Origin of the sequence: Campylobacter concisus (assembly GCF_001891085.1) — a bacterium.
Taxonomy (GTDB): domain Bacteria; phylum Campylobacterota; class Campylobacteria; order Campylobacterales; family Campylobacteraceae; genus Campylobacter_A; species Campylobacter_A concisus_O.
Genome location: NZ_JXUP01000002.1, coordinates 20,118 through 43,139, shown reverse-complemented (window position 1 = coordinate 43,139; position 23,022 = coordinate 20,118). Strand labels below are relative to the sequence as shown.

The window sequence follows — 23,022 nt, the reverse complement described above, 5'->3', positions numbered from 1 at the left end:
TTGCTATATCTATGCTTTTAAAGGTGCGACTAAAAATGATGTCCCCTCTGCAACATTGACYAAAGACTCCAGCGTGCTTTGAGTGAATTTTATATTCACTTGGGATGCCAGCTTGTTTATTAAACTCATCTGTAAAGTAGCCATCCTTATCTACCTTGTAGCCTAAAACCTCTGAGCTGGTTTGTTTGGTGGCAACTTTGGTTGATACCTTTATGTTCTGCTCTAAATTTAAGGGGTAGCTACCAAGTGCGTTTATCATCTAATATCCTTTAAATTTAAGCCATCTTATTTAAAATTTGCTTCTTATCTATCTTTTGCATAAGCTCTAAGACATCTATGCCTCTTTTTTCTTTGAAATTTAAAAGCTCTCTTGCATAGAGAAATTTTTGATCCTTATTTATATCATAGGTCTCATACTTCTTCTTAACCTGCATAGGTTTAAATTTCTTCTCGCTTTGCTCTTTAGCGAAATTTGCATTGTATTCTTGTTCTTCCTTAATTATCTGCTTTCTTTGTTCTTCAACATCCTTTGTAGCTTTTTCTCTTGCTTTGGCAAATAAAGTCTTAAATTCATCTATGCTTAGGTCGGTTCTATCTAAAAGACTAAGCGACTCCTTGTTTTCATTTGGATAAAGAGAAGACATGCTATCCATAAAAGCTCTTAGGTCAGCCTCCTCTTCTTTTGTGCCAAGACCTATTAGTTTGCCCATCATGGTTGGCTTGCCATCAACAGAGTTTTCCTTTAATATATCAGAATACATTATAAGGACTTGATCTTTTGCTTCTTCTAAAGTTTTTGGCTGTTTCATCGACATGGCGTTGCGATCTTGTTCGGTATTGTAACGCTTAGAAAGCATATTATCTATTTTGCTTATCGTTTTTGCAACCCAATTATCTTCATTTTCGTCTATGTCAATAATCTCTTTTATGCTCTTTCCAACTGGACCATACCATAAAGCTTCTATTTTGGCCTTTTCATCATCTTTGGTATCTTTAGGGATATTTTCTTTTTGGATAGTGGTTTCTTGTATCGATGTGTTGCTAAGTCCGTTTATGCTAGTTATCATTTTAAGCTCCCCCTTACGCCTTTATATCAACGTCTCTTTTTATACCAAGCATATCCACTAGATATTTTCCAGCTGGGTTTTCATTTAGCTCTTTTACTAAATTTAAAGGTGGCATGCTAAATTTTAAAAAGCTATCCATAAAGTCTTTGCTCTTTTTGCCGTCTTTGTCTATCTCACCAAAGAGTAGCTTTAACATTTTTAGATTGCGCTCCATCATCTTTTTAAATGAGAGTTCGTCTTCTTCATATCCCCTACGTCTATCTTCAGGAGTGCTGACAAAGCCACTTTGTAAGTCGATATAGATAAAGTCTCTTTTAGATCTAATGTGATCTTGCATATATTTAGGCATACCTGCTATATCGTTATCGGTAGCATTTATAAAGCCAGGTCCAAATTTCATCTCACCCATAAGCTCAAATAGCTCAAATGCCCTACTAAATTCTTTACTATCTATGCTCTTATCATAGCCTTCTCTTTTGCCTTGTGCTGTTGTCTCGCCCTCTCTTACATCAAGGTTGTTGTTTATAACGGCTGCTATAAGTCCGCCTCTAGTTATAGAGCCATCTTTGTTTGTGTATCTTTCGCCGTGTGGATCGATAAAAACACCACTTCCCACACTCTCTTTGCCACCATTATTGTTGTTAAAGATATCTGTTGTTGGCTTTAGTGGCTGCATGCCATCTCCGCCATCAAAGCTTGGGTTGAAAAAGAGCGTGCTTATCATCTGCTTGTTTGACTCTTTGTAGTTAAAGCTAGAAGCAGCTGCATCAAAGTCATAAATGGAGTTATGGATCTTAGTTACTTGCATACTTTGGCGGTTATAAGAAAAGCCTTGTGGGAAATTTCTTATCTCGTCAATGCTAAAGCTATCTTTTGAATTTAGCGTGTCTTCGCCAACGACTTGGCAGAGAATTTTGTAGGCATTGCCAGCAGTCTTTGCTATATCTATGCTTTTAAAGGTGCGACTAAAAAATGATGTCCCCTCTGCAACATTGACTAAAGACTCCAGCGTGCTTGAGTGAATTTTATATTCACTTGGGATGCCAGCTTGTTTATTAAACTCATCTGTAAAGTAGCCATCCTTATCTACCTTGTAGCCTAAAACCTCTGAGCTGGTTTGTTTGGTGGCAACTTTGGTTGATACCTTTATGTTCTGCTCTAAATTTAAGGGGTAGCTACCAAGTGCGTTTATCATCTTAGATCCTTTTAGCTCAAACTCATACCAAAGATATCGTCTTTTTTATGAAAAGATTTATTTCACCAGGGATTTCTAGTCTGCATAAATTTACTCCTAAACTCTTGTATCTACCTTTTTATAAAGCCTATCTTTGCTAGATGGTTCTTTAAATTTTAGGTCGTTTTCAAGGTAGGTGATGTTGTAAATTTCTTTAGTGGTGATGCTTTTGCCATTTTCAAGTCCGATTAGGAATTTACTTGTAAATTTATCAGTGAGGTTTTTAACGAGCTTTGCTCCAAGCTCTTTTAGGCTAGATATCTTCTCATCTTGCTTTATACCTATATCTTTAAAGTCAAGTCTATTTAGCTCTACATCATTCATAGCTTTAGCGTCTAAATTTATACTTGCTCTTTTGCTATCCTTGTCATCTTTGCTGATTAGCTTGCCAGTGTCGTTATAAATTTCTTTTACCTCTAGCTCTCTTCCGCTGTCAAATTTAAGTGTGATCGTGCCATTTTTATTTAGCTTCATAGCTATTACGCTGTCTGTGTCTTTTAGTGTAGCTGCTGCCTTGCTCGTATCACTCTCAAAAGCATGCTTTACTCTTTCTAAATTTTCTAGGCTAAACTCAAGCCCAGTTGCTTTTTCAAACTCACTCTCCATAGCGATCATATAAGATGACTTTGTGGCTTTTAGCTTTGAGATGAGATCATCTGCATCCTCTACATCATTTTCTTTTAAATTTTTGCTTATCCACTCTACATCTTTGCTATGAGCGCTAGACTCTTTTTGGTAGTCGTTATAAAATTTCATAAAGCTATCTTTTTGATAGCCTGCGTATGAAAAGCTCTCATCTTGTTTAGATCCAGAAGGCTTTATGATAGGGTTAAACTCACTAAGCTTTTTCTTGCCGTCAAAGCCAACTTTCTCATAGGCAAAGTTGTTTAAGCCGCTCTCTTCGTTAAATATCTTATTATCCCTAAGATCTACCCAGCCGTCTTTGTCTGCATGGTCTTTGAAAAATTTATTAGTCTCTTCTTTGTCTATCTTTTGGTAGCGATACTCGGCTGAAAATAGAGTATAAGGGTTTGAGTTATTTAAACTAACTCTGTAATCAACTGTGTTCTTGCTAGCAAAGTCCATAGCCTCATGGCTTAAATTTCTAATATCTTTTTTGATAAAGTCGTTAAGGTTTATCTCGCTTACAACTTCGCTTAGTTTGAAAATTTTCTCATTTCCATCTTTGTCGTAGCCTCTAACCTTTAGCTTATCAAAGTATTTATCACCAGAATTTATCACTCCGTCCTTGTTGCTATCAAAGTTAAATAAAAATCCATTTGCATCTAGCTTGCCTATACCTAGTTTGTCATTATCGTCATAAAGATCCAAAAAGACCTCCACGTCACCCAGTGAGGTTTTTATCGTTTTTTCATAGGCGTAGTCATTTAAATTTGTAAATTTAGTATCTGCTGCCGCAATGGGCTTAATGGGAGTTTTTGAATTTATAGATGAGAAATAGGTGCTAGTTTGATCCACTTTCCTTAGCGCTGAGGCATCTTCGCCAAAGAGATATTTGTTCTCAAAGTCTTTTTTGTCCCAGTTTCTTCTTTGTATATCCACATAAGAAAAAGCATCGTTTGTCCCACTATCTGCTTTAGCATACTCTGACTTCACGCCACTGGTGCTGGCGCTTTGGATGATAGAGTAAGTGCTATTTGAGATAAGCTTAGTAGCGATGTCTTTAAGCTCAGACTTTAAATTTGTATTGTCTAAAGTTTGCACTCTATCTACGCCAAGAAGGACCCTTGAATAGATCATATCTTTGGGTAAATTTATATTTATGGGCTCTAAATTTGGTGATATATTCATTCTAAATCCTTTTAAAATATATATCTTATATCGGCAAATATAAAAAATGTTTAGTAGTTTATAGTCTAAAAGGGCTTAGAGCGAATGCCTACTATGTTATATTTTTTAAAGCTCTCTTGTCTTCGTCCTCTCATCAAATTCTTTTAAAACGTCCATTATCTTGCTTGCTAGTCCCTCAAGCGTTTGATCTTTTTTAAGCTCTAAATTTCTAAGCTTTAAAATCCTGGCTAGTATATCTTTTAGATCTTTCTTGCCAGATAGTATCTCATCATAATAAGCCTTTGGTATGCCTATCTCACTTCTATCTTGTTTTGTAAGTATTAATGAACTTTTATACACATTAAGAGCCTCGTCGGTTATCCTTGTTGTGCCACCTTGTAGCACAAGACCTTGCTCGTTTTTTAAAAATGCTACAAAGATTTGCTCCTTTGTATAGCCTTGTTCATTATCATATACAGACATATCAGGCTTGAAGTCATATCCAGCACTACTAACCCACATATAAGGGATAGTATGCTCAGTTGTCATCACTTCTGGAGAAAAGTCAAGGAAATTTCCATTGACTTCTACATTTATATCGCTTAGATCATTTATTAGCTTGCGTGCATTTTCTACGTCTTGAGTTGTTCTAAAGATATGAGTTATCTTTTCATTGCTTCTATCGGTTAGCCCATCTAGCTCATCGCTAGTCATCCTACCCATTAAGTATTCGTAATGCTCTATTTTTTTATCTTTTGAAAAGTAGCCCTTTGGCATCTTTGCCAGATCTTCATTTGAGTAAAACTCTTTGCCCTTACTGATCACTCCAGCTGAAATTTGATCAAAAATTTTATAGTATTGCTTTATTGTGTCTGCTAGATCGATATTTGCAAAGCTATCCTCTCCGAACAGAGCATTATCCTTTCTTGTATCCATTGAAATATTTGTATAGTTTGGATGTTTTTGATTGTGCAGCACTATCGCATCAAGCGTGCTTTTGTGAATTTTAAAGTCTTGTGGCAAGCCTGCTGCTTTGTTAAAGTCAGCTCCCATAAATCCTTTAGCATCTACACTATATCCATAACCCTCTTGTGAAGTAAATTTAGCCTGATAAAGAGAGTCGATACTGCTAGATGAAACAAAGTCATTCTTAGGAATAGTGGTTTGGCTGATCGAATTTATATTTGGAGTGTTAGGCAAGAAATTTGCAAAGCCTTCGCTTTTTGTCTGTTTTTGGTAGTGCTGTTTTGTTAAGATGGAGTTATAAGAGACTTTCATAGCTTACTCCTTGAAATTTAGCTTCAAAGAGTAAGCAAAAGTTGTGCCGAAAAATTTAAGCGAGATAAATTTATGTTTGCTCGCTTTGAAATAAAATTTTACCTATGGGCAAAAATAAAAGCAAATTTATAGAAAGCATCTTGTAAAATAAATCAATCCTGAAAAAATGTACCGCTTTTTATAAAAACTGTACCATACTTTTAGGAAATTTTAAAGAAAGGGAAACTGCAAAAAGGGCAGTTAAAGTATCGATAAGTAGGACATCTATGGTGTCACGGGGGAGACTTGAACTCCCGACCTCCGGCTTATGAGGGTTTAAAAATAAACCTTGTGTAAGCACCAAAAAGACGGCACACAGCCAGTTTCACACTAGATATCTGCTACATTTTGCTACAAAGTTATATTGCATAGGTAACAAAGATGCAATATCTAGTCAAACGAAATGGCATATATTACTTTAGAGTAGCCATCCCACTATATCTGAGGCCCTATTTTGGTAATAAAACCGAATACATAACCTCCTTCCTCACAAAACGCTTTGATACAGCAAAAAATCGTGCTAAGATCTACTCTATAATTTTTAACGCGATCAAAAAGGCATGGAAGATGAATTTGAGCAGCGAACTTATAGAGCACTTGGTGCTTATGCTTTTAAAAGCCAAGGAGGCCAAAAGTATCAAAGAGCATGATATGCTTGGCAGATATATAAATTTAGATGGACTACTATCACTAAATTTGTTTTTAAAACAGAGTTTAAAAGAAGATAGCTTGCCTAGTGTCATATCAAAAGAGGTTGATGATATCTGCAAAAAGCTATCTTGCATTGACTCTCACACCAAAAAGCTTCTTGGTAAAAGAGTGCTTGAGGCAACGATAGATAACATAAATCACATATCATATAAGATGTGCAAAAATCAAAAGCTACTAAATGATAAGCAACAGACATTTGTGCCACTTGGTAAAAAGCACAAGAGTGCAAATTTAGATGATAATACTAAAGACGAGATAACAAAATGCGTTAAAGATAGTAACTTGCATAGCTATCAAGACTACATAGAGACTTTAAAAAAGCAGAATTTAGTACTCCCTTTTACTAAAAAGTCCTTAAAACACTCTGTTTGTGAGCTAAGAGATGCTATAAATGAGCTAGCTAGGCAAAAAGGAGCACTCACACAAAACGATATCCTAAGAATATTTGGTTGTGAGTTATCACCAGATGGAGACAATGAGCTAAGTGATGATCTCAAATTTGGGTATGGAAATTTAAATGATCCTAACTTTGGTGGTCAGGTAAAGTTATACAAGGCAGATAAATATGAAGATAAGGGCATAGTTTTAAGTGACATTGAGGCTAAAGACCTTGAGATAGATGATACAAGTGATACTAGTAACATGACTTTTAATGAAGCTATAAATTTCTTTCAAAAACTCTTCTCAAATAGAGCTAGAAGCTTTAAATCACAGCTAGACTCATCTACTAAAAGCGAGAATAAAGCTAGCATCGTCACGCTAAAGAGCGCATTTGAAAACTATGTATCAAACACGAGTATTTCAAATAACTGGAGTGATAGCACATTTGGTCTTGTTAGACATGTAGGACGGCTAATGTCTATGAAATTTGGCGATGAGCTAGACATCAAAAAGATAAAAAGAGATGACTTGCTAAATTTTAGAAATGTCTTACTGCAACTACCAACCAAACTCTCTCAAAATAGTCTCTATAAAGATAAGAGCCTAGATGAGATCATAGCTTTGGCAAAAGATAGACCAAAAATTTCTAAATCAACCATCAAGAAGTATATTGTTAGAGTTAGTGAGTTTTTTAAATACTGCTACGATAGCGACTATATAGATAAGAACCCAGCGGTGGATCTACAAATAAATTTAAACCAAGATGATGTTACAAATAAAAATCCTTATGAAGATAGTGACGTAAATGCACTTTTGGATATTGTGAGTAAGATTAGATCAAGTGGTGATACCAAAAGTCAAAGAATTGGCAAAGATGAGCTATTTTTCGTTACTCATATAGCAGCCTACTCTGGCATGAGACTAAATGAGATAATACAGTTAAACACGGATGACATAGTCGAAAAATATAACATAGTATGCTTTAGTTTAAATACAAAAGTAGATGTAAAAACAGGTAAGAGCAAGACTTTAAAGACCAGAAACTCTGTAAGGATAGTTCCTATCCATTCTAAGTTAAGCAGCATTGGGTTATTTGAATTTATAGAGAATAAAAAGAAGCTAGCTAAGCAAAGTGGTAAAGCGGTTAGGCTATTTAATTGCGACAATAAAGACTTCTCTGAATATTTTAGAAAGAAGATCAATACTCAAGTTATAAAAGATAGTGATAAAACAAGGACATTTCACTCATTTAGACATACTTTCATAAACAAGCTCATCCAAAGTGGCCAGAGGGTTGAACATATAGCTGCTCTTGTAGGGCACGAACAACAATACAAGATCACCATGAACACTTATGGCGAGCCAGTAACTCCAAAAATTCTAAAGGATCTAGTTGAGGAGGTAAATTTTTATCAAGGAGGGGAAGGGTGAGCGTAGTAAACTATTTAAAATGATGAGATTGTTAGCATAAATAGTAAAGATTGATTTATAATTTAAGGTTATTTAAGATTCTAAAATTATGCTTCATTTTATAACTTCTTAATATTTTACTATATGTTATTTGATTTATCTTAAACGGATCGATAAACAACGAAAAACATAACCTAAACCAGCTTGCATCTATATTCTATATATGGTATTTGCTATCAAAAAGCCATCTTGTATTTCATCTGGGCGAGGATACTTTTTGTCTGACAGATCAGACAAAAACACCTCGTTAGGGATCATCCCTAAAACCCTATCTTAACACTCTTTTCTTCATTTTTTAGTGCGGCTTCTAGCTCAAGTCTATGGCAAAAGTCTTCGCCATTTTTTATAGGTCTAAATTTAGCTTGTCTTCTCACACTAGCAAAGTCTCCAGGCGCTAGCAAGCCTAGGTTTGAGACCTTTTTACTTGCGTTTTCGTCAAATTTTACTTTTAACAGCGCACACTCTTTTTTAAATAAATTTTGCGCTTGCTCTGGCAATAAATATCCAAACTCAAGCTTTAGATCAAATCTTCTAAGACAGGCTTTATCTAGATTATTGATCAAATTCGTTGTAGCGATAAAGATACCATCAAAGCTCTCCATCTGCACTAACATCTCATTCACTTGGGTTACTTCCCAGCTTCTTGCGGCCATGCTTCTATCTTGTAAAAAGCTATCAACTTCATCAAAGACTAGCACAGCATGTTTTTCTTTGGCTTCCTTGAAAGCTAGTGCTATATTTTTCTCAGTTCCTCCTACAAACATAGATAAAAGATCGCTTCCTTTTTTGATGATGATCGGCTTTTTAAGGCTTTTAGCGATAAATTTAGTATAAGCGCTTTTGCCAGTTCCAGGCACGCCATAAAGGCATATCCTTGCACTTTTGCTTTCTTTTATGCCTTGTATTAGCTCGTTTAGATCGCAGTCTGAGTTTACGAAATTTGGATCATAGCTGCTTGGCAGATCAGCGCTTGGCTTTTCATCTTTTTCTATCTCATCGTAGCCTTGTGCTTTTAGAGTGTTGCTTATCACTCGCTCAAAAGCTTTATTTTTATCTTTTGTGTTTAAATTTGAAACAACTAAGCTAGCATTACTAACGACTGCTGGCGCTACAAATCGATTTTTAGCTAGCTTTTTAACAAGCTTATTATCTATCAAATTTTCACTATATTTTTTTATGATCTTTGCTCTTACATCTTCAGTAGGTATGCCTATCTCTATGGCTAGGTTAAACCTTCTAACTACAGCTTCATCCATGTCAAGGATATTGTTAGTTATCCAGATGGTAGGCAGGTAGTTAGTCTCGAGAGATCTATTTATAAAGGCTTTACCATACTGTCGTTTTTCGTCATTATTTGTGTTAAATATATCTTCTGCTTCGTCATACATGAGCAAATTTGATCCAGCGGATAATACGTTTTGAGCAAGGCAATATGACCTTAGCCTTCGATCCTCAGTCGCATATCCGTATTCGTCATCATAAGCTACTTCATAAAGCTTTAAATTTAGCTCACTGGCTATCACTTTACTAAGCTCGGTTTTACCAGTCCCTGCTGAGCCGTATAGAAGCACATTTACTCCTTTTTGCTTTTTGCTAACGGCATTTTTTAGAAACGAGAGCAAAATTTTTATATCTTCTTTTATATGAGGATAATTTTTTGTTGTCAAATTTGTCTTGCTACACGGCTTTATCGCGCTTTCAAATATCTCGTCCATGCTTTCACATTTAACAAACAAATCACACATAAAGTTATTGTTTATGACATCAATTTTAAATTTTAGGTTATGCACATTATTTTCTAGCTTTACAATCGAAGTCTTGGCAAAGATTCCATCTTTTCTAAAGGCTTTTTGAACATCGCTGAAACGTAAATTTAGTATCTTTGAGATGGCTTTTGTGGCTTGTATGTTGTTTAGATCTCCTAGTAAACTGCAAGCATTAGATATCACTTCGTAGTTGTACATGATCGCAACAAATCTCAAAATATCTCTCTCGGTACTATTTAGACCTAAATTTTCTTGAAGTAAATTTAGATTGTGTTCAAGATCTTTTAGCTCGCATGAAATTTGACTTTTTTCAAGAATTTCAAGTCTGTTTTTAAGATTTTGAATCTCTTCTTCTTTGGGCTCTTTTGACTCGATACCCAAAAAATCTAAAACATCGTCACATCCGCTTCTTAGTAACTCTCTTTCTCCTCCAAGATTAAAAATAGTACGAAGTGTCCAAAGTGTCGTAAGCTCATATATCTCGCTATCTACGTAAAAAATCTCTTTTTCCACGACAAACTCCTTTTGCTTTTGTTGAAGTTATTTTACTTAGTAGAAAAGACATTTTTATGTCCATAAATATAAAATTTGAGAAATTTGTTGTGAAAGATAAATTTAAAAAGAGCGCCTTAAAACGCTCTTTATTTACTCCCGCGTATCGCCACTATATGGTAGCTCAAGGGCTTTTATGTTTGCTACCGCATTTCCAGCGATGCCCTTTATAGAGCCGTACATACTTATGGTGTTATCTAGCACCTTTTCGATCTGTTTCTCTCTTTGCTTCCATATCTTTTGCATCGCGCGCTTTTCGCTATCTAGATCACTTTGCATGGTCGAAAATGCCTCTACTATCGCTTCTATTTGCATTTTAAATTCATTGCTGGTTAAAAAGTGATAGAGCAAGCTCATCTTGTCGCTTTTGTTCTCTTGCGCGATCAAGACGTGGTGTATCCTTATGAGTTGTTCTCTTAAAACAGCACTTAAGCCTTTAAATTCCTCAAACGTGCAGATCCAAACACCTTCGTATAGCCCCATCCTTTGCATATCACTTGGCATAGCATCAGTAACTATGACACCGATATCAGCGCCTTTTTCTCTCATGTCAGCCTTAAATTTCTCTATCCAAGACCTTTGGAATTCTTTTGTTCTCTTGCTTTCATAATATATCGTTCCACAGTTTTGAGATTCCCTTGTATGCACGATCTGTACGCAGTCAGCGCCTCTCGCACCTTTTTTGATCTCATCAATAGTATCAAATGGAAATTTTTCCCTCAGCCACTCTTCTATCGCGAGCTCCTGTACCTCACCTTGAAGCTGCATGCTGCCTTGCTCGGCCTTTCTTTGGGCTATTTGAAGTTGCTCTTGAAGCTGTTTTAGCTGTTCTTCTTTTTGTCTAAATTTAAGCTCATTTTGCTCATCTGCAGCCTTTTGTATCTTCTCTTTTTCATCTTTTAGCTTTTCATTTAATGCTAGCTCAGCCTTTGCGGTTATGGCAGACTCCATCTCCTCTTTTTCCCTTTGAAGCTGCAAAATTTGAGCCTTTGCTACATTTAGCTCTTTTACTTGATTTGACTTCTCTTCAAGCTGTTTTTGTAAAAGTGCGACCGACTCATTTTGCTCATCAAGTATCTCTTTTCTCAGCTCATCTTGAAGTCTTGCTCTTTCCATTTTTAGCTGTATTTGCGTAGCTTTTTTGATCTCTTCCTCAAATTTCTCTTTTTGTTCTTGCAGCTGTTGCTCTTTTGATCTTAAACTCTCAAAATAAGCCTCCTGCTCCTTTCTTTTAGCCTCAAGTTCAGCTTCAAGCTGCTTATTTTGGGCTAGGTATTCACCTTTATATTTTCCCTCTAACTGATGATATAAAGCATCATTTATATCTATCTCACTCCCACAGTTTGGGCACTTTATTGTTGTTTGACTTGTCATACTTCATCTCCTTTTATGATCTTTATCTTATGGTATCTTGCTTTAAATTTCATAGTATTCATCCCAGCAAAGCGCCATATCAACAGAGCCTATGCGCAGTATATCTTTTATCTTACAGATATGTGTGTTGTTTATAAAAGCTGCAAATAGATAGCAAAAATATGCCTTCTTATCAAAATAGACAGAGCTACCAAAATATTCATTACAGTTTTGCGTCCAGCGGCTCTTTTGCTTGCTCATTTCGCCAGGGATGATGGGCCCATTGATGATAGCTAAGAAATTGTCGTCATTTTCATCATAATCTGGATCGTCTTCTCGCAAATAAAAGACCAAACGAAATTCCATAGCATAATCCTCGATAAATCCACCCTCAACCCTTGCTTTTAGCCTGTTTTCAAGCATTTTTGCATCTCTTATTAGGATATCTTGATAGCTAGCTAGCGCTTTATTTATCTTCTCTATCTGCTCCCACTGATCTTTGTTGGCATCAGAGATATACTCTTCTCTCTCGCTGCACTCTAGCTTTTTTAGGCAAAGATCTATAGGCGTATAGTCGTAGTATGAGCGAAGCTTGCCCTCCATCCTGTTGATAGTTAAAATTTCATCCCAGCTAAGATCCGTATGGTCATATAAGCAGTGGTAAAACCAGCAGTGCCACTCACCAAACATCTCATGTGTGGGCCAGTTTCTAAATTCGTTTTGATTTTCCGTATAAAAGTAATCATCTATGTGATTCATGAACTGCCCATATCGCATAAGAAGTTTATCTTTTGAGTAAAAAGAGAACAATAGCTCACAAAAATGATCATATGCCTCTTTTATATCTTTTGCGCAGATGTTTATCTGCTTTGCACGTGGCACAACCAGGCGCTCAAGATCATAGAGCCTTTCGTTTATTCTATTTAGCTTTCGCCTTTACTCCTTTGTAAATTTCCCCATTTTTTGTCCTTTAAAATTTAATCACCGCCACCTGCTCGGCGATCTCTTTATCTGTAAAATTTCCATCCGTATCAATCGAGTAGTTTTTGCCTAAAAAATAGAGCTTAAAACCAGTTATAGCTCCAAAAATAGGCAGAGTTTGCGTTTTTTGATAGTAGTTTTTAGTGATCTTTGAGATAGCTTTTAGCTGCTCATCTAATGCTTTAAAACAAAGCTCATCTAAAAACGGCGTTAGGCTAATATATCTTAGGTGTTGCGCCATAGCAAGGGCAAATATGGGCTCACTCTTGCGCTTAAAATCTGTATCTATGTAGATATATGAACCTCTAAATTTTACTCGCTCGTTGTATAGTTTTTGCACCTCGCCAAGCTCAGCGTCTATGTTAAGACCAAAATGCTTGCTAAGAGCTAGGATGAGCGTTTCTGAGCTGTGCGCCCAATCAAAGTGCCCCTTTGTAATAAACTCATCAAGGCTCTTTGCTGTATCTAAATTTGCAAGTGCTCTTGTGAAATTTTGCTCTCTAACGTAGCCAAGTGCTTTTGAGAGCTCCTTTTTGTCGCTGTTTTGTGTGAGGATTTTAAGTTGCTCGTAGATCATTGATTATCCTTTTTTGATTTTTATCGCCGATACATTTTTTGCGATATGTGAAATTATAGCAACTAGAATGGACAAAAAATGTCCATTCTAGTTTAGAGAGTTAATTTATAGTTGGATTTTGCCAAATTTCAAGAAAATCATTAAATATTTTTTCTGAGCGTTCTTCTATTTTACTTTTATTCCAAACTCTATTTTTTATAACTTCTTGCGTTATTTTAAGCATTGCATGTTTTTGTATCTCTTCTCTTTTTTTATCCCAGTTGTTGTTTTGTATAGCAGTATTTAACTTGCTTTTTAGAAGTGCCATATTTCCTATTTGATATATTAGTTCATTCGCTGTTTCCTCATTTTTACCAATATTTGACCAGTTTTCTTGCCAAGTTTGCGGCATAAGATGTTCTAGCGTATAGGTATATTGCAACTCGCTAATATCATTTTTTTCGCTTCTACAATTATATAACTCCATCCAAAATAGCACTAAACTGGCACGTTTATTGTCTATATCCAACAATGCCTCCTTTATCTCATCATCGTTGGTTATTTCAAAGTTAGCGATAAATTTTTGCATATCAACTTTACCTTTAATATTTTTAATATTCCTACCAATAACTTTATTTATACTATTTGTTACTTTCCCGCACATCCAGTGTCTGATTATAAAATTTTCAAGCATAGCATAACACCCATCTAACTCGTTTTTATCAAGCTCTAAACTACGTAGCTTTAACACGAGAGGTATAAAAATATTATATTCCGATATACTCATTATATGAAGCAATCTTTTTTCATTATCGCTAAATTTAAAGGTTTCGCCCTTATCTGCCCAAGGAAGTTCATAAAAAAGATTTGCATACCAATTTATCTCTTTTATAATATCCAAAACCTCGTCTTGGCTTTTATCTTTTATATACTCTTTATATAGCATACTAAGTCCATCTTGTGTATGCTTTTCTATATTAAAAAAGCCTTTTATGAGAGCATAAGCATAAAGTAAAATCTCACTTCTATATCTTCTTGAAGCTTTTTCTTCCCAAAATTTTAAACGTTCATTTGAACCTTCAAATATACTTTTCCAGAACTTATCGTATATTTCCTTTGCTTTTTCTTCGCTCATATTGCTAGACTTTATAAGTCTATCAAATATTGCGTTTTTGATAATATCCATTGACGATAAAACTAAACCTGCTGAGTTTATAGAGTCAAATATTTTTTGTTCGTCTTCATTTTCATCTAAATTTATAACAACCCATAACTTCATCTCTAATATATAGTCCAAGAAACGAACAATATCACTGCTTTCTAAATTACTATTTTTTAATCTTTCAGAAAAATATTTATAGCATGAAATCAGTTTGTCTTCATTTTTTGCTTCATAAAATTCCAAATAGTTTTTTGCTTTTATAATAGACTCAAAAGAAGCTCTATTTATATGTGAGTGCTTAATTTTTGGATTTTTTTCACTTCTTGGCTTTGCATATAAGTATCCTGCATAATCATTCATTCTAACTTCATCCAGCATATCATATATGGATTTAACTAATATAGAAAAAGTAGTTAGTCTTTGCTGTCCATCTATCAAGCTTCTACGACTTCCATCTCCCATAGAGCTTGATAATTGCTTCAGTATGATTGAACCTAAAAAGTGAGGTCTTCTTTCTTTGAAGCTATAAAAAAGATCTTCAAAAAGCTGTTCCCACTGTGGCTTGCTCCAAACATAAGGACGCTGGAAAAATGGAATTTCTATGTTATTTTCTTGTTCCATAAATCCAAAATTACCTTCATTTGCCTTCATTGCGTCTCCTTTTAAAAAAATAATCGATTATATCACTTTTTATAAAGTAAATATATTAAAAACAACGGACACAAAAATGTCTGATCAGCTCATTACAATTACCAAAATTTCTTTAAAAGGATCAAAATGCAAGAGAAGATAGATAAGATCAAAAAGATCATCGCAGAGGCCGATGCGGTCATCATCACAGCAGGTGCTGGCATGGGTGTGGATAGTGGATTGCCTGATTTTAGAGGAGATCTAGGTTTTTGGAAAGCCTATCCACTTTTAAGGGATAAAAATTTAAGCTTTGAAGATATGGCAAATCCGCAGTGGTTTTTTGATGATCCAAGGCTAGCTTGGGCATTTTACGGACATAGGCTAAATTTATACAAAAATACAGAGCCTCACGAGGGCTTTAGGCTGCTTTTAGATCTTGTAAAAAGCAAAAACGAAAACTACTTTGTCTATACCTCAAACGTCGATGGACACTTTGCCAAGGCTGGCTTTAACAAGGATAAAATTTACGAAGTTCATGGCTCGATCCATCACGCCCAGTGCATCCACAACGACGATGGGATGATATGGAGTATGTGTGAGAGTAGCGTAGAGGTAGATGAGGCTAAATTTATCGCTACAAAGATGCCAGTTTGCCCTGAGTGTGGCTGCGTGAGCCGCCCAAATATCATGATGTTTTACGATCATGAGTTTAACTCAAAAAGAACCTTGGCACAGCACAAAAGATATGAAGCATGGCTAGAGCAAAACAAAGATAGCCGCTTTGTGATCATAGAGCTAGGAGCTGGGCTTGCGGTACCGACTATCAGAAATTTTGGTGAGAAATTTGTCAAACGCTCAAAAAAAGCAACGCTTATCCGTATAAACCCACGAGATAACTACATCTCAGAGTATATCGGCATAAATCTAAAATGTGGCGCACTAGATGGTCTTAGGCAGATATTATGCTAGAAAAGACATCTTCTAGTCCTAATTTGGATATAATCCCCAAACTAGGAGACCCAATGAAACCCATCATAACAAAACAAGAAAACAGCAAATTTGAGCGCATAAATTTAATAGCCTTAAAGCTAAGAGAGAGACCGCACACGATAAAAGAGCTAAAAGCTATGCTTGGAGTGACCTCAAAGACCATCCAGCGCGACCTTTACGACACTCTAAGAGAGTATGGCGCCGTCAAAAAGGGGCATTACTGGAGCCTAAACGATGAGGATGCGAACGACGGGCTAGACGGCGATGATAGAGTTGTGTTAAACATTCTTGATAACGTGGCAAAAAACATGGGCTCAAATTTTTACAGCAAGGCTCACGTGCTTTTAGAGCAAATTTCTCAGCAGCTAAACCACCCGATACTTACAAACATAAACAACGAAAAGCTAAGCGAGGATGATCTTGTAAATTTTCAAACGCTTGAGGATGCTATAAGAGAAAAAGCGGAGATAACATGCACTTATAATAGCTTTGAGTTTCTTGTAAAGCCTCTAAAGCTGGCACTTTTTGAGGGATTTTGGTATCTGCTATTACTTGATAGCAAAAAGGGCAATAAATTTAAGAAATTTCACCTAAAGAGCATAAAAGATATAAAGCAAAGTGGGGATAAATTTGAACTAAGTAGCGAGCTAGATGAGCGCGTAAAGGCGATGAACTCGGCATGGGCAAATTTAGAAGCGCCAAAAACAGCAAGGCTACTGCTAGCGCCAGAAGTGGCAAAATACTTCGAGCGAAAGCCACACGCAAAGCAGCGCATAACTGGTCAAGATAGCGACGGCTCAGTCGAGATCGAGATAGAATTTACCCACATAATGGAGATAAAACCGCTCATATACTACTACCTGCCATTTATCAAGGTGCTTGAGCCAAAAGAGCTAGCTAATAAAATAAGAGATGAAGTAGGAAGTTATTTTAAGGAAATAGATATTTAACAAGACAAGATACGTCCAAATTCTAGGCTAAAATATCTAAAATTTTTAAAGGAGCAACGGTGGGCGTTATTATAGACTTTCACGATATAATGAAAATAATGTCTTATGATGGTAAGATAGATGGCTTTGTTGGGACTTTTAAAATATCTAAACTTAGTAATGTAATAAATCAAAGATTAAAAAGCGTGATTTCAAAAGCTAATGCAATATTTATGCATGTTGAGATGAATGAGAACTTATCATTTGCCAGCATTGAAGAAATTACTAGTAAACTTTTTGAGCTTGAGCTAGATTTTATATTTATGACTAGCACAGACAACAATCTAGATATGGATACAGTTAGATTTAGAATATTGGCAACCGGTATAAATGAATAATCTAAAACTTTTTCACGCTAGCGATCTGCACTTTGGTGCTGGCTATTTTGACTATATTTTAGCCTTTCAAGACAAATTTGACATTTTTTGTTTTAGCGGTGATTTTTTATACAAAGAAAGTGCGCAAGAAAAAGAGCAAACTACTTTGTGGCTAAAAAACTTTAAAAAGCCAGTGTTTGTATGTTCTGGAAATCACGATACGCCAGCATCTTGGTTAAATTCCATAAGTACCATATACTCTGATGACACCATAAAAACTATCAATGGTGTTAAATTTGGCTGCGTGCCTTACTTATGTGATGATCTGCTTAAATTTGCAGAGTGTGATATCTTACTGACCCACGTTCCGCCAGCAAATACAAATACGAGCATCAGCAAAAACGACAAGGATCACGGAGATATAGAGCTTGCAAGGCTTATTAAAAATAATCTTTTAAAAGCAAAGATCATCCTTTGTGGACATATTCATGAGCCAAAATCTAACATGGACGTTTTAAACGGAGTTAAAATTTACAACTCAGCAAGTAGTGGCACAAAAGAGCCATTTTATCAAGAGATAGAGCTATAGTTTTCTATCATTTTAGCCACCTCTTGATACTCATATGGCGTCATTTCTGTATTTAAGATTTGAGAGCATATCTCTTTTATAAATTCGCCGTTACAGCCAAAGTCATTTTTTAGATTTTGCAGTATAAATTTAGCCTCAGTAACGACATCATGAGGGTTATTTAGTGCCTTAACGGCTTGCCTGTAGAAATCTTTTGACATCTCCGTGTTGCTATATTTAGTAAAATTTGCGTTATTTACGTAATCATAGCTTGATTTAGCCTGTACCAAAAAAGAAAGCTCATCATACTCTTGCCAAAGTTCTTGCTCGCTCATTTTTGCTCCTATATTTTTATTATAAATAAAAATATGGACAGAATTTGTCTATAAGTATCTATATAACAGCTTTTGCCATAGTTTAGAAATAGATACAGTTAAGGTCGGTCAACCAATCGCCAACTCTTTAAATTGGCATTAGCGATTGAGGCGACCCATCTATCCAAAAATAACTGTTTGACTTATACCATAGCCAACTTAATGATTTCATCAGCCAATGGCTCTAGCTCGTCTTTCATTTTTATTAGCTCATCTACCAGCTCGGTTTCGCTGTACTTATTGATAATTATCTCTCTTAGGAACTGATCTTTTTTTAGCCATTTCCATCTGGCAAATCTCGCACCTATATTCCATTCGCTAGAAATTTTAACTTGTATACTATCAACGTATGCCTTATTTATTTTATCCATATCATAAGCAAGGCCAATATATGGATTTAGAAAGTTTCTATTGTCAAATTCTAGAGTAAAAGTTAGTATATGGTCATTGCCCCAACTATATTTATAAAAACTTATAGGTTCAAAATACCTTCTAGTATCAGCCTCTTCTATTTCTACGCACCATTCTTGTGATAATCTTTTTTCAAGCTCAGTCTTTACGTTTGACATAAATTCATTAAGTCTCTTTGCATTGGCTATATCAAAGTATTTATTTCTTATTTCATCGACTATATCATAGTTCTCTAGTATTATCTTACTTATTTCCTCAGTATCCATCTCTACTCCTTTATAGGTTCCATAAATTTTTTCAATGACGTTTTTGTATTGCGATATCACGGCGGCTAAATTTGCCAAATTCCCGGCCTCATCAAGACACGAGCCAAGCCATTTCATTATCTCTTTGTTATAAGATACAGCCTTAAATTTAGCCACTTCGTTGCTATTTTCATCTATAATTTTACTGTCTTTGATTTTTAATCCATCCAGACTATAGTCGCTAGGCGCGCGCCCTTGCGGCGATAAAAATAGCACATAAATTTCAGCCTCGCCGTCGTTTTCTTTTTGGACGGTTTTTATATATCTTTTTATCTGAGCCTCTTGATCGCCGGCATTTATTTTATTTTCTAAGATAATATGCTTCGTGCCGTCGGTTATATAGATATCTATATTTTCGTACTCTTTATAGACTTTTGCGGTTTGTAAATTTAGTCCGAAATCATCTAGTCCACACGCTTTTATAAAAAGCTCTAAAAATAGCTCTTTTTGGTAGTGTGGAGAACTTGTATCTAAAAGCGAATATATAAATCGAGAATGTAACCGAACCTCATCGTTTATATCTAGAAGTGCCAAAAATAAGTTATAGTCGTTATTGCCACGCAACTTTTTAGCTTCTAACTTGTCGCTTAGAAATTTGATTTGTTTTAACATAGATTCAAGTTTTTCTATATTCATACTTTTTTCCTTTTATTTTTAAAACATTATATCTAATAAACTGGGCATTTTTTGTCTTAGTGTACGATCTTTCTTAGTTTTTCTAAAACCTTAACCATCGCTAGAGTATCTAGCTTACAGTATGCTAAAAGTGCCTTTTTATAGGCATCTCGCTCATTTACTGACATATGCGCCATAGCTTCATAAGCCTGCATCGCTTCGCCGCCGTGATGGATCAAATTTAGATCCTTGTATGCCGACTCAAACTCAGGCACAAGTGCCGGCAAGACGTACTTTATCGAGTAGCTACCTTGCATTTTTGGGTGGTAGTAGCTTTTGCTAGCAAACGGCGCCATGAGGTCTTTTATATTGTCATAAATAGCCATAAGCTCGTTTGAGATTTGCGGATAAATTTTGGCTAGGCGTCTTATCACTCCTTTTTCAAAACTCATGTTATAAGCCAGCATACAGGCGCCCTGCGGGATAAATTTGATCAAATTTAGAGCTAGCTCATATCTAGGATCGGTTCCGGCCTCGGCCAAAAACTCAAAATGCTCTAAATTTCCCTTGCCGTCATCTTTATGGATAGAAAACTGAAAAGGTATCTGCTCGTAAGGCCTAAGCCCTATAAACTCAGGCACCGCTTGCTGAAATGTTTCAAAGTCGAGATGATAGAGCGGATAGCTAAGTGTCTCTAGAAATTCTTTAATAGCCTCTTTATCTATGATCTGCTCCTTGGATAGTTCGGAGCGGATTTGGATCTGCTGGGAGGCGTTAAATTTATCTAGCTCTTTGATGTCTTCAAATTTAATCACGCCACTTTTATAAAGCTCGAATCTCTTTTTACTTCTTAAGCCGCTAATATCAAAAATACTATACTCTGGTATGTCTCGCTGCTCGCGCCAGCAGTACTCCCAAGCATCGCAAAGATATGGGTCAGCGCACTGAACTCCGATATCAATCTCTGGTTCAACATCTTTGCTAAGAATTTCATCAAATTTACTTAAAATTTGAGGGATGTCCGCTTGTTTTTGCTTTACTTGCTCGGTTACGTCTTCGATATGAAAAAACTTCTCAAGCTCGAGCTTCTCGCCTCTTATGTAGCTGTTATCTATGTGGATGATATTTACGGCACTCACCTTGTAGCCAAGCGAGCTAAGGACGTAGTACTGAATGCTCGCATCATCGATATAGACGTCTTTTACCGAGGTTGAGCTCTTTACTTCGTTGATGATAAGCTCGTCCTTGCCGATACGAAGGATATCGACCATCACAAGTATGCCGTCAAAGCAAAACGTAGCCTCATATATGACCTTTGCGCCGTGCTCGATAAGCTCTTTTGTTTTTGCCATCTGCGAGCTAAAATCGCTGGTATACTCTATCCTCTCTCCGCCACTAAAAAGCTCACAGGCTAGCTCGCCGACTGAAGTGCCCGTATCAAACACGGCCTGTGCGCCGTCATCCGGAGCTTGCAAAACTTCAGGCTTTTTCTTTTTTAGCCAAAGGCTCTTTTCGCACTGAAGGCCGCGGATGTAGAGGGATTTAGATAGTACCATTATCTATGCCTTTAAAATTTGTTTTATTTCTATAATATCGTCAAAAAGATCTTTGTTTTAAAGTCCTTTTTTGTGAGATCATACCAGCAAAATAGGAATAAAATTTGTCCATTTCTTACTTTAAAATTCATCCAAAAAAGGAGTGGTGATGAAAAAGATCAAACATGTAAAAGAGTCATTTGAGGCCGGCAAAGAGAAGCAAGCGCAAGGATATGCTAGGTCACTTGTTAAATGACTCGACAAATCAATGCTTTGTCTGCGTAAGATGGATATACCGCACGATGTGTGGTAGACCTAAAAATGGCATAGCCAGTGCAGCTGCTATATTTAAGCTCATACAAAAGAACAAAAATGCTGAGATATTTGGGCGAGTATATGAACTATAAGATGATATTTTTTCACATATAGGCTTTCACAAATGGGCTCGCGAAGGTTTCAAAAACCTACAAAAACTGGCAACTCCCTAAATTCTAAAGGATCTAGTTAAAGAGATAAATTTTTATCAATGAGAAAAAGGTTGGGTGTTAAAAGTAATGCTTTAATATTAAGGAAATTAAATTTCAAAAAGAACACAATAGCACTATTATTAAGGTTGCTTTCTTCCATAAAAATGTATATAGTCATTTGCAATAAAATATGCTTTTACTTAAAAAATAATCTTATCTGTATTTTATTACACATATTTTTGTGATATAATTGTATTGTATTACATAATTTAGGAATAAGTCATGTTAGATCAACTTTTTTTAAAGAGCAATGACCTTATAAGGTTAAATAACCATAAATTTAAAAGATATTTTATAGATTCCAAAGATTTATCTCATAGGCTTATCGTTATCCTGGGACAAAGAGGAATAGGTAAAACAACTACGTTAGCTCAACTTGCCAGTAAAAACAAAGATAGTCTTTACCTAAGCCTAGATGACATAGAGATATCAAACGATATAACCTCGATTATAAGAGAGTTTGTATTAAATGGCGGAAAGCATCTATATCTAGATGAAATTCATAAAAGTAAAGATATATCGGCCGTATTAAAATTTGCCTATGATAATTTTAAAGAGTTAAACATAGTAGCTACCGGCTCATCTGCTCTTGAAGTATTAAAAAGCTCTCATGATCTAAGTAGAAGAGCGATCGTTTATAAGATGAGCGGAATGAGCTTTAGGGAGTATGTAGGACTAAGGTATGGTATAAATTTAGAAGCTATTGAGCTTACAAATTTACTTACAAATCATCAGGGGATAGCTATTGACATCATTAACGCCTTAAAACAAAAAGAGCTAGCCGTCATTAAGCTTTTTAGAGAGTATCTAAAGGCGGGTTACTACCCGTACTATAACGATATGCCAAATGATACCACCTTTTATCAGACTCTTAAACAAAGCATAGAAGCTACGATAGATAGCGATCTTTTAAGTATATATCCAAATTTAAACGGCAATACGGCAAGAAAGCTAAAGATCTTAACTCATGCCATAAGTACGAATGTCCCGTATCAACCAAACTACTCAAGCCTAAAATCGCTTGTTGATATAAGAGACGATAGAACCCTAAAAGAGTATCTTGCTATGCTTGATAGTGCTGGACTTATAAGACTTTTAATGAAAAACGAGCTTGCTATAAAAAATATGGATAAGGCAGACAAAATTTACCTTGAAAATACAAATTTAATGTATATAAACAGCCCTGATATAGGAAATGTGAGAGAAACATTCTTTGCCAATCAGCTTGGAAATATTACTGAAATTTACTCGGGCAAAGCCGGAGATTATATAATAGGCGAATTTGTCTTTGAAGTAGGCGGAGCAAAAAAGAGCTTTGAGCAGATTAAGGATATGCCAAATTCATTTATAGCAGCAGATGATATTGAAGTAGGAGTTGGAAATAAAATTCCACTTTGGCTGTTTGGGTTTTTGTATTAGG

Annotated in this window: 19 protein-coding genes and 1 pseudogene; 7 read left to right on the top strand and 13 right to left on the bottom strand. The window is 35.7% G+C overall.

Translation table 11 applies throughout. The annotated features are described in order from the left end of the window. From TH67_RS01960 to TH67_RS01940, 5 genes and pseudogenes are all read right to left on the bottom strand, one after another. Nucleotides 1–259: pseudogene (locus TH67_RS01960) on the bottom strand (Cj0814 family flagellar-dependent secreted protein); the annotation flags it as partial. A 16-nt stretch (nucleotides 260–275) separates the two neighbouring features. Further along, a complete protein-coding gene (locus TH67_RS01955; protein ID WP_009295477.1) occupies nucleotides 276–1,067 on the bottom strand; it encodes a hypothetical protein in 792 nt (263 codons plus the stop codon). Between the two features lie 13 nt (nucleotides 1,068–1,080). After that, nucleotides 1,081–2,262, bottom strand: a complete 1,182-nt coding sequence (locus TH67_RS01950; RefSeq protein WP_072594125.1) for a Cj0814 family flagellar-dependent secreted protein — start codon at nucleotides 2,260–2,262, stop codon at nucleotides 1,081–1,083. 96 nt (nucleotides 2,263–2,358) lie between these two features. Beyond that, a complete protein-coding gene (locus tag TH67_RS01945; RefSeq protein ID WP_072594124.1) occupies nucleotides 2,359–4,113 on the bottom strand; it encodes a response regulator in 1,755 nt (584 codons plus the stop codon). A gap of 105 nt (nucleotides 4,114–4,218) precedes the next feature. Next, the gene (locus tag TH67_RS01940; protein ID WP_072594123.1) at nucleotides 4,219–5,370 is read right to left on the bottom strand and encodes a Cj0814 family flagellar-dependent secreted protein; all 1,152 of its coding nucleotides are present in this window, start codon (nucleotides 5,368–5,370) and stop codon (nucleotides 4,219–4,221) included. 420 nt (nucleotides 5,371–5,790) lie between these two features. Here TH67_RS01940 and TH67_RS01935 point away from each other — a divergent pair, with 420 nt between their 5' ends. Further along, the gene (locus TH67_RS01935; RefSeq protein WP_072594122.1) at nucleotides 5,791–7,932 is read left to right on the top strand and encodes a tyrosine-type recombinase/integrase; all 2,142 of its coding nucleotides are present in this window, start codon (nucleotides 5,791–5,793) and stop codon (nucleotides 7,930–7,932) included. Nucleotides 7,933–8,231: 299 nt separating this feature from the next. Here the strand turns inward: TH67_RS01935 and TH67_RS01930 are convergent, their stop codons facing one another. The 5 genes from TH67_RS01930 to TH67_RS01910 form a co-directional block, all read right to left on the bottom strand. Continuing rightward, nucleotides 8,232–10,250, bottom strand: a complete 2,019-nt coding sequence (locus TH67_RS01930) for an AAA family ATPase (protein ID WP_072594121.1) — start codon at nucleotides 10,248–10,250, stop codon at nucleotides 8,232–8,234. A 132-nt stretch (nucleotides 10,251–10,382) separates the two neighbouring features. After that, a complete protein-coding gene (locus TH67_RS01925; RefSeq protein WP_072594120.1) occupies nucleotides 10,383–11,663 on the bottom strand; it encodes a DUF2130 domain-containing protein in 1,281 nt (426 codons plus the stop codon). Between the two features lie 42 nt (nucleotides 11,664–11,705). Then, on the bottom strand, nucleotides 11,706–12,524 hold the full coding sequence (locus TH67_RS01920; protein WP_257638015.1) for a hypothetical protein: 819 nt from the start codon (nucleotides 12,522–12,524) through the stop codon (nucleotides 11,706–11,708). A gap of 88 nt (nucleotides 12,525–12,612) precedes the next feature. Further along, a complete protein-coding gene (locus TH67_RS01915) occupies nucleotides 12,613–13,200 on the bottom strand; it encodes a hypothetical protein (RefSeq protein ID WP_072594119.1) in 588 nt (195 codons plus the stop codon). Between the two features lie 100 nt (nucleotides 13,201–13,300). After that, on the bottom strand, nucleotides 13,301–14,992 hold the full coding sequence (locus tag TH67_RS01910; protein ID WP_072594118.1) for a DUF262 domain-containing protein: 1,692 nt from the start codon (nucleotides 14,990–14,992) through the stop codon (nucleotides 13,301–13,303). 126 nt (nucleotides 14,993–15,118) lie between these two features. On the opposite strand from TH67_RS01910, the gene TH67_RS01905 reads away from it, so the two are divergent. From TH67_RS01905 to TH67_RS01890, 4 genes are read left to right on the top strand one after another with little or no spacing between them, the layout of a single operon-like run. Beyond that, complete coding sequence (locus tag TH67_RS01905) at nucleotides 15,119–15,940, top strand: SIR2 family NAD-dependent protein deacylase (RefSeq protein WP_072594117.1); 822 nt, start codon at nucleotides 15,119–15,121, stop codon at nucleotides 15,938–15,940. A gap of 53 nt (nucleotides 15,941–15,993) precedes the next feature. Next, entirely contained in the window at nucleotides 15,994–16,911 is a 918-nt protein-coding gene (locus tag TH67_RS01900) for a helix-turn-helix transcriptional regulator (RefSeq protein ID WP_072594116.1), read from the top strand. 59 nt (nucleotides 16,912–16,970) lie between these two features. Then, nucleotides 16,971–17,288, top strand: a complete 318-nt coding sequence (locus tag TH67_RS01895; RefSeq protein WP_072594115.1) for a hypothetical protein — start codon at nucleotides 16,971–16,973, stop codon at nucleotides 17,286–17,288. Beyond that, entirely contained in the window at nucleotides 17,281–17,856 is a 576-nt protein-coding gene (locus TH67_RS01890) for a metallophosphoesterase family protein (protein WP_072594114.1), read from the top strand. The genes TH67_RS01895 and TH67_RS01890 overlap by 8 nt, the downstream gene beginning before the upstream one ends. Here TH67_RS01890 and TH67_RS01885 read toward each other — a convergent pair. The 3 genes from TH67_RS01885 to TH67_RS01875 form a co-directional block, all read right to left on the bottom strand. Further along, complete coding sequence (locus tag TH67_RS01885; protein ID WP_072594113.1) at nucleotides 17,838–18,170, bottom strand: hypothetical protein; 333 nt, start codon at nucleotides 18,168–18,170, stop codon at nucleotides 17,838–17,840. The genes TH67_RS01890 and TH67_RS01885 overlap by 19 nt on opposite strands. A gap of 182 nt (nucleotides 18,171–18,352) precedes the next feature. Next, entirely contained in the window at nucleotides 18,353–19,561 is a 1,209-nt protein-coding gene (locus tag TH67_RS01880) for a PDDEXK-like family protein (protein ID WP_081370895.1), read from the bottom strand. A 56-nt stretch (nucleotides 19,562–19,617) separates the two neighbouring features. After that, the gene (locus tag TH67_RS01875) at nucleotides 19,618–21,096 is read right to left on the bottom strand and encodes a DUF2779 domain-containing protein (protein ID WP_072594112.1); all 1,479 of its coding nucleotides are present in this window, start codon (nucleotides 21,094–21,096) and stop codon (nucleotides 19,618–19,620) included. A 212-nt stretch (nucleotides 21,097–21,308) separates the two neighbouring features. Between TH67_RS01875 and TH67_RS10270 the strand changes: the two genes are divergently transcribed. Beyond that, entirely contained in the window at nucleotides 21,309–21,482 is a 174-nt protein-coding gene (locus TH67_RS10270) for a hypothetical protein (protein ID WP_180371712.1), read from the top strand. A gap of 342 nt (nucleotides 21,483–21,824) precedes the next feature. After that, nucleotides 21,825–23,021 (top strand): ATP-binding protein, encoded by a 1,197-nt coding sequence (locus TH67_RS01870; protein ID WP_072594111.1) that lies wholly within the window; start codon nucleotides 21,825–21,827, stop codon nucleotides 23,019–23,021. The last annotated feature ends 1 nt before the right edge of the window (nucleotide 23,022 follow it).